The 11,383-nt window shown below is 62.5% G+C and carries 11 protein-coding genes; 6 read left to right on the top strand and 5 right to left on the bottom strand.

What is annotated here, in order from left to right; genetic code table 11:
- From SZ64_RS01745 to SZ64_RS01760, 4 genes are read right to left on the bottom strand one after another with little or no spacing between them, the layout of a single operon-like run.
- Window positions 1-792 (bottom strand): nuclear transport factor 2 family protein, encoded by a 792-nt coding sequence (locus SZ64_RS01745; protein ID WP_054529253.1) that lies wholly within the window; start codon window positions 790-792, stop codon window positions 1-3.
- Entirely contained in the window at window positions 792-1,523 is a 732-nt protein-coding gene (locus SZ64_RS01750) for a nuclear transport factor 2 family protein (RefSeq protein ID WP_054529254.1), read from the bottom strand. Before SZ64_RS01750 ends, SZ64_RS01745 begins: the two co-directional genes overlap by 1 nt.
- Entirely contained in the window at window positions 1,523-2,242 is a 720-nt protein-coding gene (locus tag SZ64_RS01755; protein ID WP_054529255.1) for a nuclear transport factor 2 family protein, read from the bottom strand. Before SZ64_RS01755 ends, SZ64_RS01750 begins: the two co-directional genes overlap by 1 nt.
- A complete protein-coding gene (locus SZ64_RS01760) occupies window positions 2,242-3,204 on the bottom strand; it encodes a hypothetical protein (RefSeq protein WP_156313427.1) in 963 nt (320 codons plus the stop codon). The genes SZ64_RS01755 and SZ64_RS01760 overlap by 1 nt, the downstream gene beginning before the upstream one ends.
- Window positions 3,205-3,381: 177 nt before the next feature.
- Here SZ64_RS01760 and SZ64_RS01765 point away from each other — a divergent pair, with 177 nt between their 5' ends.
- From SZ64_RS01765 to SZ64_RS01775, 3 genes are read left to right on the top strand one after another with little or no spacing between them, the layout of a single operon-like run.
- On the top strand, window positions 3,382-5,520 hold the full coding sequence (locus SZ64_RS01765; protein WP_054529257.1) for a PQQ-dependent dehydrogenase, methanol/ethanol family: 2,139 nt from the start codon (window positions 3,382-3,384) through the stop codon (window positions 5,518-5,520).
- A gap of 16 nt (window positions 5,521-5,536) precedes the next feature.
- Window positions 5,537-7,318, top strand: a complete 1,782-nt coding sequence (locus SZ64_RS01770; protein ID WP_054529258.1) for a hypothetical protein — start codon at window positions 5,537-5,539, stop codon at window positions 7,316-7,318.
- 24 nt (window positions 7,319-7,342) lie between these two features.
- Window positions 7,343-7,969 carry a hypothetical protein gene (locus SZ64_RS01775; protein WP_241772960.1) on the top strand — a complete coding sequence of 209 codons (627 nt, stop codon included), beginning with the start codon at window positions 7,343-7,345 and terminating at the stop codon, window positions 7,967-7,969.
- Here the strand turns inward: SZ64_RS01775 and SZ64_RS01780 are convergent.
- Window positions 7,966-8,565: a murein L,D-transpeptidase catalytic domain family protein gene (locus SZ64_RS01780; protein ID WP_082384392.1), complete on the bottom strand. Its 600-nt coding sequence runs from the start codon at window positions 8,563-8,565 to the stop codon at window positions 7,966-7,968. The genes SZ64_RS01775 and SZ64_RS01780 overlap by 4 nt on opposite strands.
- Window positions 8,566-8,642: 77 nt before the next feature.
- Here SZ64_RS01780 and SZ64_RS01785 point away from each other — a divergent pair, with 77 nt between their 5' ends.
- The 3 genes from SZ64_RS01785 (at window position 8,643) to SZ64_RS01795 (ending at window position 11,383) form a co-directional block, all read left to right on the top strand.
- The gene (locus SZ64_RS01785) at window positions 8,643-9,776 is read left to right on the top strand and encodes a L,D-transpeptidase family protein (RefSeq protein WP_162225058.1); all 1,134 of its coding nucleotides are present in this window, start codon (window positions 8,643-8,645) and stop codon (window positions 9,774-9,776) included.
- Between the two features lie 102 nt (window positions 9,777-9,878).
- Entirely contained in the window at window positions 9,879-10,406 is a 528-nt protein-coding gene (locus SZ64_RS01790) for an RNA polymerase sigma factor (protein WP_054529260.1), read from the top strand.
- A gap of 38 nt (window positions 10,407-10,444) precedes the next feature.
- Window positions 10,445-11,383, top strand: coding sequence for a FecR domain-containing protein (locus SZ64_RS01795; protein WP_054532041.1), 939 nt, complete (start codon window positions 10,445-10,447; stop codon window positions 11,381-11,383).

Raw genomic sequence — 11,383 nt, forward strand, 5'->3', positions numbered from 1 at the left:
TCAGTCCTTGGGCGGTTCGGCAATCGGCTGGGTTCCGTCAACCAGACGGCCAACCTTGAGTGACGCGGCCTGTTCCGCCGTGCCCGGCGGGCGGTGATAGGCGCCCACTTCGCCCGCATCGGGCTGGAAGGCCTTGCCCGTCACCGGGTTGGGATAATGGAACGGCACGATGTAATAGGCGGGATAGGTCAGATAGACCGTGGAAGGCGGCAGGTCTGGCGGCGGATCGAACTTGTCCGGCCAGGTGTTGTTGAGGGCGTTCTTACCCCAGCCATCCCAATTGGTGTACATGGTGAAGGGGCCGGACAGGCGGCTGATGCGCCAGATACCGTCATCGCCTTTACGATATTCGTTTTCGTACAGAGGCAGGCCCCAGCCGCCGATGCTCATCACATAGGCGCGGCTGCGGACCCAGCCGGTTTTTCCATCGGCGGAGATGTCCGGCACGGGCTGGAATTGCATGTGGTTGGCCAGCATGCCCGGCTTGGCGCCATCGGGGCCAAAGGCGGTCTGCATATATTCCAGCACGCGTTTCTTGCCCAGGAACAGGCCCTTGCCGCCGATTTCCAGCGTGGCATCCTCCGTGAATAGCTCGGAAAGCTGGGTCCATTGGCCCTTGTCCACGAAATAGCCGTATGTGCGCTGGAGCACTTCGATCTGGTTGAGGTCTTCCAGCCGCGTGATGCGGGCTTCGAGCTGGTCGAGTTTCTGCTCCGCGCCAGCGTCCTGCGCAAAGGCGGGCGAGGCAGTGGCTGAAAGCAGCGCTGCGGCAATCAGGAAACGCATTTTCATCACTTCCTCCCCACAACATCGTCAGGCGGCTGCGGCAGGTCTTTCAGGGACTTGCCCGTAACCGGGTGAGCGAAGCTGAAGGGCGGAATGTAGTTGCCCGGCAGCGTGCGATAGATTTCCGTCGGTGGCCTGTCCGGTGGGAACAGGGCGCTCATGCCCTCCATCGGCAGGGCCGATTTCATGAAGCCCAGATCGTAATCGGTCAGCGCGGTGGGATAGAAATGCAGGCTGGAAATCTTCCAGACGCCCGCTTCCTTCACATAGCGGTTTTCATAGATGCCGACGCCCCAGACGCCATTGCGGCCGGGTTCGCCCAGCATCACCATGCCCTGCCAGCGGCCGGTGGCGCTCTTGCCGTCCTTGGCCACCACGATCACGCTTTGCAGCTGCATGTGATTGTTCAGATGGGCCGGAGCAAGGCCGTTCGGGCCGAACAGCAGCAGCGCACGGCGGATGCGTTCACGCCCGATATAGACGCCGCGCTGGCCATATTCGAAGCTGCCATCCTTGCTGAACAGATCGGCCACATCGTCCCACAGGCCCTTGTCGAAATAATATCCGTAATCGGCCTGAAGATTTTCGACTGCGTCCTGATCCTCCAGCCGTTCCACCCGCTCGCGATAGGCAGCAAGGCGGGCTTCCGGGGATTGGTTCTGGGCAAGGGCGGGGGTGGTCGCGGCCAGAGCGGCCGTGGCGAGCACCAGTGCCCGCAAGGGTTTCAATCCGCGCATCACTTGCCTCCCTTCACCGGCTTGCCGGTCGCGGGATTGGGCGCCTGGAACGGCGGCACCTGAACTTCGGGGAAGGGCTTGTAGCTGGCCGTAGGCGGACGATCCGCCGGATAGGCCTTCGATGCTTCGGACTGGACCAGGCCTTCGCCCGGTTTCAGCCGCGCCCAGCCCTTTTCGTAAGGGGCGAGGAAGTTGACGTAGAGATGCAGCGACTTGATCCGCCAGATCCCGTCCGCGCCCTTCTCATAGGTGTTTTCGTAAATGCCGTCGCGCCATTCGGCGTGCTTCTTGTACTGGCCCAGCATTCCCAGATCGCGCCAGCGGGCAGTGGCGCTGCGGCCGTCCTTTGCAACATCGATGGAGGGCTGCAGGGTAACCCATTCATTGAGCTGGCCGTAGATCAGCCCTTCCTGCCCGCCATGCAGCCGCTTGAGATATTCACGGATGCGGTCCTTGCCGACATAGACGCCGTCCATGCCGATCTCGATGGTGCCGTCATCGGCAAACAGGTCTGCCGCGTCACCCCACAGGCCGCGGTCGACATAATAGCCAAAGGCGCGCTGCAGCTTCTTTACGGCGCGCGTGCCTTCCAGCTTTTCGACGCGGGCGGTCAGCGCATCGACCTCGGCGTCGATCTGCGTCTGGGACAGCTTCTGCGCGGCGGCAGGCAGGGGGAGGGCGAGTGCCGCCCCTGCAAGGGCGATGGCGAGCGCGCGCATCACGGCCAGTCCGGCAGGTTGAAGGCGCGGATGATGAAGGGATCGGGGCTTTTGTCCTTCAGCGCCGGATCGAACATATAGGCGATCTTGCCTTCGGTGGCGTAGGCGACGCCGTCCACATGCGTGACGCCGGGTGAGGAATCCAACCCGGTGCGGATCGGGGTGATCTTCGCCGTATCGCCATCGACATCGACATAAGTGACGCGATTGCCGGAGCCTTCGGCCTGCAGGAAGCGATTGCCGCCCACCAGGCGCAGGGCGTCCGGGCCGCTGACCGGTTCGGACAGGGTGAGGGTGGTCAGCCCGGCATAGCTTTCATCCGGGTTCTGATTGACCCGCTGGACGAGGTTCTGGCGGACGTTGTTGATGTACATCGTGCCGTCACCGGAGATGGCAATGCCGTCCACACCGACCAGCGCCGGGTCTTGCACGAAAAGCTCCAGTTCCTGCCCGTCCGGCGCGAGGTGGAAGATCCGCCCGCCCGCCGTATCCGTGACGTAGAGGTCAGCCAGGTTCTGGATCGTGATGTCATTGCAGGCGGCAGGGCCGTCGCCGGGGAAGTCATAAGTGCCCAGCAATTCGCCGGTCTGCAGGTCGAAGCTCTTGATGCCGGATTTCACGCCGGGCTGGGGAGGGCCGCCAAAGGGTGCGTTGTTGCACACCCACAGCAACCCGCGATTATCGTCTGCCAGCACGCCGAACAGCGAAGTAAGGCCGTTTTCCGCACTGGGGACGATCCAGGGTTCCGCCGTCTTGCCTTCGCTTTCCACCCGGTAAATCGTGCCGCTGGAACTGCCGACATAAAGATTGCCGTCAATGTCCGCGCTGATGCTTTCGGGGAAGATGCGGCTGCCGTTGATCGGAATGTCCGCCGGGGTGCCATCGGCCGCATGCAGGGCGGCAGGCATTGCCGTGCCACCGGCAAGGAGCAGGGCCGCAAGCATGGCGCTGCTTCGAGTCATTTCAGTATTCTCCCCCAGAATTGGACCGATCGGTTCCTAATTGCGGCACCATATACGCAGCAGGCGGTGTGAAAAGGGGGCATGCGCAACATAATCTGTTTTGCATGCTAACAAGGCTTCACTTTGTCGCCAGTGCCCGGCAAAGCATGTCTCAAACCTGCTTGAACGGGATTGAGGATGATACTGGATTTCCAATGCGGCGCCTCGCGCTTCGCTTCACGCACAATTGGCGCCATGGCCGCCATCGGCCTGTTCGCCGGCTGCGTTTCGGCCAGTGCCGGCCCGGTAAATGGCGATCGGCTGCGCCATGCCGATGCGCCTGCCAATGTCGGCGACTGGATGAGCTACAGCCGCACGTGGGACGAACAGCGCTTTTCCCCGCTCAAGCAGATCAACGATGGCAATGTGCAGCGCCTTGGCCTTGCCTGGTATGACGATCTGGAAACCTATCGCGGCGTGCAGGCCAGCCCGCTGGTGGTGGACGGGGTGCTGTATAATGAAAGCATCTACAACGTCGTCACAGCCTATGACGGCAAGACCGGGCGCAAGCTGTGGACCTATGATCCCAAGGTCGGCCCGGAATGGGCGCGGCTGGCTTGCTGCGGCCCTTCAGCGCGCGGGATCGCGGCGTGGAACGGCAAGATCTATATCGCCGCGCTGGATGGCCGCCTGATCGCCATCGATGCCAAGGACGGGCACCAGATCTGGTCCAGCCAGACCTTCCCGGAAGGGCAGGAATATTCGATCACCGGCGCGCCGCGCGTCTATGACGGCAAGGTGGTGATCGGCAATGGCGGCGCGGATTACGGATCGCGCGGCTTCGTCACCGCATGGGATGCGGAAACGGGCAAGAAGCTCTGGAAATTCTACATCGTCCCCACCGATCCGGCCAAGGGCCCGGATGGGGAAGCTTCAGACAGCGCGATGAAAATTGCCCAGCCGACCTGGTTCGGCAAGTTCTGGGAAGCCGGGGCCGGCGGCAATGCCTGGGATGCCTTCGCCTACGATCCCGAGCTGGATACGGTCTATATCGGCACCGGCAATGGCGCGCCGCATATGTGGCACTTCCGCAGCGAGGGGAAGGGCGACAATCTGTTCCTCTGCTCCATGGTTGCGGTGAGCGCGACCACAGGCGAATACAAGTGGCACTATCAGATGGTGCCCGAAGAGGATTGGGATTTCACCTGCACCCAGCCCATTGTGCTGGCCGACATGAAGATCAAGGGCAAGCAGCGCAAGGTTGCGATGCAGGCCCCGAAGAACGGCTTCTTCTATGTGATCGACCGCGAGACGGGCGAGCTGATTTCCGGCAAGTCCTATGTCTCGGTCAACACCTGGGCCAGCCATATCGACATGAAGACCGGCCGCCCGGTGCTGCAGCCCGGCGCGCATAATACCACTACACCGCATCTGATGAGCCCCAGCTGGATGGCCGGGCATACGTGGCATCCGATGAGCTACAGCCCGTTGACCGGGCTGATGTATTTCTCCGCGCAGGAACAGGGTTCCGTCTATGCGCGGGCGGAAGACGGCGCCTATCGCTACATCAAGGGGCGCAGCAATTCCGGCCAGGCCTATGGCAACGAACAGGAATTGCGGGCGAAGCTGCAGGCAGAGGCTGTGGCGAACGAGAAGGGCTATCTCCTCGCCTGGGATCCGAAGACCCAGACCGAGAAGTGGCGCGTGGATTACGGCATGCCCGGTTCGGGCGGCGTGCTCTCCACGGCGGGCAATCTGCTGGTGCAGGGCACCATCAACAAGACGCTGGCGATCTACCGCGCCGACAATGGCAAGAAGCTGTGGGAGATGAATATCGACCAGGCGCCGGTGGCCGGACCGATCACCTATATGATCGATGGCGAGCAATATATCGCGATCAATGCCGGCTGGGGCGGGTCGCCCGTCTACAACATCAACAAGGATGGACCGTTCCGCACGGCCACGGCCAAGCTGCTGGTGTTCAAGCTGGACGCCAAGGGCGTGACCCTGCCGCCGATGCCGCCGCCATCGCAGATCCCCGCACCGCCCCGGCTTACGGCGACGGAAGCGCAGGTGACGCGTGGGCGCGAGCTTTATTCCCAGACCTGCGTGCGCTGCCACGGCGAAGACGCGATCGGCGGGGTGAAAGACCTGCGCTGGATGGACAAGGAAGCGCATGACCTGTTCAACGATATCGTGCTGAAAGGCATCTATCGCGAGAAGGGCATGGCGAGCTTCGCCGATGTGCTGAACGAAGAGGATGTGCAGGCGATCCACAGCTACCTCATCGCCCGTGCGAATGAGGATTATCAGGACGCCAGCGCAGGCAAGAAATAATCAGGGGGAATTGAGGATGCGTTTTCATCGGACCATGCTGGCGGCATTAGCCGCATCGGCTGCCCTTTTGCCCGCAACGCCTGCTTTGGCGCAGGCGGCGGGCGAGGAAAGCGCGGTGCCGGACCGTTCCTGTGAGCGGGACTGTCTGATCGGCCTGCTGCGCGATCACATGGCAGCGCTGGCTGCCAAGGACCCTTCCAAGGCGCCTTTCGCGGCGAATGTCATGTTCACGGAAAACAATGTCCCGATCAGCATCGGGCAGGGCCTGTGGAAGACGGTGACCGGGGTGGATCAGGTTGGCCTTGAAGTGGCCGACAAGGTGACCGGCAATGCTGCATGGTTCGGTTCCGTGAAGGAAAACGGTGCGCCCGCGATTTATGCCGTGCGTATCCATGTGAAGGACGGCAAGATCGACGAGGTGGAAAGTGTCGTCCACCGCAAGAGCGGCCTTCCTGCACCTTTTGGCGACGTGACGAAGATGGTTCACGATCCCGAGTTCAACGAAATCCTGCCGCCCGAACAGCGCCGCTCGCGCGAGCGCATGCTGGCCATTGCGGATTCCTATTTCGATACTGTGGAAGTGAATGACGGGCAGGTCTTCGCGCCCTTTTCGGACGATTGCGGGCGGTTGGAGAACGGCATTTCCACCACTGCGCCCACGCCGGGCAGGACAGGCGGAAACGCCGCCGCGCTCGCTACCGGTTGCCGGGCCCAGTTCGAACTGGGCCTCTACAAGATCAACAAGCGCGTCCGCCGCGATTTCTTCATCGTGGACGAGGAACGCGGCGTGGCCGTGGGCCGGGGCTTCTTCGATCACGCCAATGAGTGGGACCATTATCTGCTGACCAACGGGCGCGAGATGAAGACTGCGCTCAAATGGCCCAACTCGATCACCCTGCTGGAAGCGTTCCGCATCAAGAACGCCGAAATCCAGCGGATCGAGGCGGTGTTCACTTACGTTCCCTATTTCAAGAACAACCCGTTCTGGCGGCCGGATTCCAAGGTGCCGACCTATGCACCCAAGCCTGCGGAATGTGACGATGCCTGCGTGGACCAGACGACCCGGAAGGTCGTGGCCAGCTTCGCGGGTAACAAGTGGCACGATGTGAACTGGGCGCCCAAAGTGGGCTATGCCGAAAACAGCGTGGGTATTCGCGTGGGCGAGGGGATCTGGGCAGGTGTCAGCGCCGTTGACCAGAACCCGCTGGTCATCGCCGATGCCAAGGCAGGCAAGGGCGTCTGGATCGGCCGGATCGAGGAACACGGCCAGCCGGCATGGGGCGCCTTCACGGTTTCCTATGACGGCAAGAATGTCGGTTCCATTGATGTGCTTGTTCGCCGCAAGGAATATGGCGCGCCTTATGTGGAACCCAATGGCGGCACGTCCTTCGCGGAACTCGCCCCGGCGGAGCGCACCAGCGCCAAGGCAATGCGAGCCGCGACGGAGAGCTTCTACAAGGCGATGAACACCAAGGGTGGCAAGGCCCCGGCGAATGTCTCGACCGAATGCCGCTGGGCAGTGAACGGGCAGGAAGTTGGCGATTGCGTCTCGCCCTTCGGTGGCCCGGTTCTAAGCAGCCTGGAGCAGGTGCGCGACCGTGAAGTGCTGGCAGTGGACGAAAAGCGCGGGCTGATCGTCTATCGCACCTTCGAGGATTTTCCGGCCGTGGGCGGGGCGGAAGGCACCTATCCGCACACCTATCAGGTAGTGGAACTGTTTCGCTTCAAGGGCGGCAAGATCGAGCGGGTGGAGGCCTTCAATTCCGAACTGCCTTATGGGATGAAGCCTCACCGCTGATCGAGGCAGGCTACTGAGGCAGGTGTGGAGAGTTTTGGCCCCTTACTGATCCCGTTCGGGCCTTATCTGGCCCTGTTCGGGCCATATCTGGTCCTGTTCGGGATCGTCTTCGGGGTGAACCTCCTGCCTGCCTTCGGGCCGCCGACATGGTCGATCATCGTCCTGTACGGCCTCAATTCCGAACTGCCGGTGCCTGCGATCATCCTTGTCGGGGCACTGGCGGCGGCGTCCGGGCGGCTGGTGCTGGCCCATGCCTTCCGCCTGCTGGGCACGCGTGTTTCAGAAAAGACCCGCTCCAACCTCACGGCCGCGCGAGAAGCGTTCGAGCGTAACCGCAAGGGCGGCATCGTGGCACTGGGCCTGTTCGCGCTCTCGCCGGTTCCCTCCGCGCAATTGTTCGAAGCGGCGGGGCTGGCGGGCGTGAAGCTGCTGGGCTTCACTGCCGCGTTCTTCTGCGGACGGATCGTATCCTATTCGATCTATGCCTACAGCGCGAAAGGCGTGAAGGAATCTTCCTTCGGCGAAGTGCTGGCGGGCGGCATCTCAAGCCCGCTGGGCATTGGCCTGCAACTGGCGATGATCGCTGCCCTGATCGCGCTTGCCCGGATCGACTGGGCGAAGCTGATCTCCCGCAAAAAGGGCGGGAATTAGCTGGCCGCGAACAGAAGTGCGCCGTTGCCCAGCCGGTCCATCACTTCGTTCACCAGCCGACGCTCGAGGGCGAAACAGCCCTGACTGCGGCCAATGCGGCCCTGCATGGCCACCAGCGAGGGATCGACATAATCGGCCCCGTGGATCACGATTGCCCGCTGCAAGGCGAGATTGTTCTGGGGGTCGAGGCCGATCAGGCGGCGCGACTTGCCGTGCTTGCCGTAATAGGTCTCGCCGGTGCGGAAACTGCCTTCGGAAGAGGCGTTGGAACCGGGGCGATTGGAAAAGCGCGTTGCCCATCCACTATTCGCCGGGTCGGAACCCTTGCCATGAGCGACCAGATAGGAAGCGACAACACGGCCATTGCCGATGTCGACGATCTGAAAGCGCTGTTCGCGCGAGTGGTGGGAAAAGTCTACAACGCCGACAATGTCGCGGCGGAGAATCGAATTGTGATGCTGGTTCAGTGCAGCCAATGCTCGGGGCAGCAGGTCTGGCATGGTGTCATTCTTCACCGCAGCGAATGCGCGCGGGGAAGCCAGTCCAGCAGCTCCGGCAAAAGCGGCACCAAGAAAATGGCGCCGGTTGAAATTCATGGTGCGATCCCGAATATGCGTTTTCTCTGATGTAATCCCCGAGTGAGACCTTGCAACGCATGCGAATTGGAGTGTCGATGAAGCGAGCCGTACTTGCGATGGTTGCGTTTGGTCTGTGCGGTATTGTCAGTCCGGCGCAGGCGCAGACGGGCGATTGGGGGGCTGCGAATCTCGCAGTGCTCAAGCGGTGGGTTGCCATGGCCCCGATGGACGCGCTGCCCGCGCCGTCTGATTCCGCCTTGAAGAAGGCGGAGGCGTCGGGCGATCAGGCCGCCATTACCAGCGCGGCAGACGATCTGGCGCTCCGGCTTGCGCGGATGCACCTGCTGGGCTGCGCCACCGCGGCTGAACGCAAGGGCTGGAACATCGAAGATTCCGACAAGGCGATGGACCTGCCGGGCCTGCTGAAGGGTTCGCTTCAGGCCGGCACGCTGGATGCCTTCTTCGTCAGCCTGCGCCCGCGTGATCCGGAATATGCCGTGCTCCAGTCCGCTTATGCCTCTGAGACCGACGAGAAGACACGTGCGGCAATTTCGCGGAATATGGAACGTTGGCGCTGGATGCCGATTTCGCTGGGGGCGGACCATGTGCTGGTCAACGCGGCGGCTTTCGAAGCCGGCCTGTGGCGTGAAGGTCGGAAGGTCGGCACCTGGAAGGTGATCGTCGGCAAGACCAGCACGCCCACACCTGTCTTCAATACGGTCATCACTGGCGTGAACCTCAACCCATGGTGGGAAATTCCCGCCAGCATCGTGCGTGAGAGCGTAGGCGCGTTGGTCCGCCGCAGTCCCTCCACAGCGCGGGCGCGTGGCTATGTCTGGGAAGGCGGGCGTTATCGCCAGAAGCCGGGGCCGACCAATTCGCTGGGCCAGATGAAGCTCGTCATGCCCAACCGCTACAGCGTCTACATGCATGATACGCCCAGCAAGAACCTGTTCGAGCGCGACGTGCGTGCATTCAGCCATGGCTGCATTCGCACAGGCGATGCGATCGGTTATGCGGCGACGCTGCTGGAAGGAGTGAAAACACGCGAGGAAGTCGACGCAATCGTCGCATCCGGGAAATCCACTGTTGTAGATCTTTCCCGGCCCTTGCCCATCTACATCGCCTACTTCACTGCAGTCAGCGACGGTCAGGGCGGGGTGAAGATCCTGCCCGACGTCTATGGCCGGGATACACGCATCAGCACATCGCATGGCGGGTGTGTCTGATGTTCGATCCGATAGGGATTGTTTCGGTGTTTGCGCCCCGGCTTTCTTCTCGCGCCGGTTGAAACTATATGCAGCCGCTCGCAACAATCGCTGCGGTGAAACTTGTCCGCAAACCGATCATCTTCCGGCCTCGAGGCGGCTTTCCTCGAAAACCGAGCGCGCCTTCTGCGCTTCCTAGCCGCGCGCGGTGCGGGCGATGCCGCGGAAGACATCCTGCATGAGGTGTGGCTGAAGATCAGCGCGGCGCAGACCGGGCCGATTTCCTCGCCTCTGTCCTATCTCTTCCGTGCGGCGGACTTGCTGATGATCGACCGTTATCGCTCGGTTCGGCAGGCAGAAAAGCGCGAGAAGGACTGGACGGAAGTGAATGGCGGCGCGGTTCCCGGTGTTTCGGATGCGCCATCTCCGGACCGGGCGATCATTGCCCGCCAGCAGGCGCAAATGGTGCGGGAAACGCTCGACGCGCTGGGGGAACGGCCATCCGCAGTGTTCCGCCGCCACCGCGTGGACGGCATCCCGCAGCGTCAGGTGGCGGAAGAATTCGGCGTGAGCCTGAGCACTGTCGAAAGCGACCTGAGAGGGGCCTATCGGGCGCTGGCGAGACTTAAGGAAAAAATCGATGAGGCTTGATCGGGTCGTCTCCGTCTTTGCTGCAGGAGGCTTCGACCATGGCGTTTGACGATCGAATTCTGGACCAGGCAGCAGCCTGGGCCGCGCGTGCGGCCGACCCTTCCTTCGAGGATTGGGAAGGCTTCACTGCGTGGCTGGAAGCCGATCCCGCCCATAGCGAAGCCTATGATCTGGTGACTGCCGCCGCAGCCGATGCGGCTGACGCGCTGCGCGCCGCGCCGGCATTGGCCCCGGCGCATGTTCCGGCCAATGACGACGATGGTTCGCGCCTCACCCGCCGTCGCTGGATCGGCGGGGCATTGGCCGCCTCCCTCGCGGCGCTTGGTGCATTTGGCCTGTGGCAGTCGCAAGGCGGCACCTATGTGGTGGAAACCGCGCCGGGCGAAACCCGCATGATCGCGCTGGAAGACGGAACGTCGGTGCTGCTCGCCGGGGGCAGCCGGATCGAACTCAGCCGCCGTGATGCCCGTTTCGCGGAGCTGGAGGCCGGGCAGGCCCTGTTCACAGTCCGCCATGACGAGGCGAACCCCTTCCGGGTGGATGTGGGAAGCGATGAATTCGTCGACCTTGGCACCGTCTTCGATGTGAAGGTCAACGGAGCAGTGACGACCGTCGCCGTTTCGGAAGGCGCGGTGGCGTTCAATCCGCGCAAGCAGAACGTCCGGATTGATCCAGGCCATGTGCTGACCAGCGATACGGGTTCTGCCCGTTATACGCTTGGCACGATTGCCACTGCGCAGGTGGGCGAATGGCGCGATGGGCGCCTGACTTTCCAGAATGAGACGCTGGGCACAGTGGCGCAGGATCTTGGCCGTGCCACGGGCCTTGCGATCTCGGCAGCACCTGGCGCTGCCCAGCGCCGCGTTTCCGGCAGCCTGCTGATCGAACCTGTACGCAATGATCCCGCAAGCCTTGGCCCGTTGCTGGGCGTTGGCGTCAGCAAGGCGGGCGAAGGGTGGGTGATCGGGGCAAGATAG

This window comes from Erythrobacter sp. SG61-1L (assembly GCF_001305965.1).
Classification (GTDB): domain Bacteria; phylum Pseudomonadota; class Alphaproteobacteria; order Sphingomonadales; family Sphingomonadaceae; genus Andeanibacterium.

Coding starts and splice junctions, on each gene's coding strand:
- SZ64_RS01785 (WP_162225058.1), top strand. CDS start 8,643: ATGAAGCGAGCCGTACTTGCGATGGTTGCGTTTGGTCTGTGCGGTATT.
- SZ64_RS01745 (WP_054529253.1), bottom strand. CDS start 792: ATGAAAATGCGTTTCCTGATTGCCGCAGCGCTGCTTTCAGCCACTGCC.
- SZ64_RS01795 (WP_054532041.1), top strand. CDS start 10,445: ATGGCGTTTGACGATCGAATTCTGGACCAGGCAGCAGCCTGGGCCGCG.
- SZ64_RS01780 (WP_082384392.1), bottom strand. CDS start 8,565: ATGAATTTCAACCGGCGCCATTTTCTTGGTGCCGCTTTTGCCGGAGCT.
- SZ64_RS01770 (WP_054529258.1), top strand. CDS start 5,537: ATGCGTTTTCATCGGACCATGCTGGCGGCATTAGCCGCATCGGCTGCC.
- SZ64_RS01750 (WP_054529254.1), bottom strand. CDS start 1,523: ATGCGCGGATTGAAACCCTTGCGGGCACTGGTGCTCGCCACGGCCGCT.
- SZ64_RS01760 (WP_156313427.1), bottom strand. CDS start 3,204: ATGACTCGAAGCAGCGCCATGCTTGCGGCCCTGCTCCTTGCCGGTGGC.
- SZ64_RS01765 (WP_054529257.1), top strand. CDS start 3,382: ATGATACTGGATTTCCAATGCGGCGCCTCGCGCTTCGCTTCACGCACA.
- SZ64_RS01755 (WP_054529255.1), bottom strand. CDS start 2,242: ATGCGCGCGCTCGCCATCGCCCTTGCAGGGGCGGCACTCGCCCTCCCC.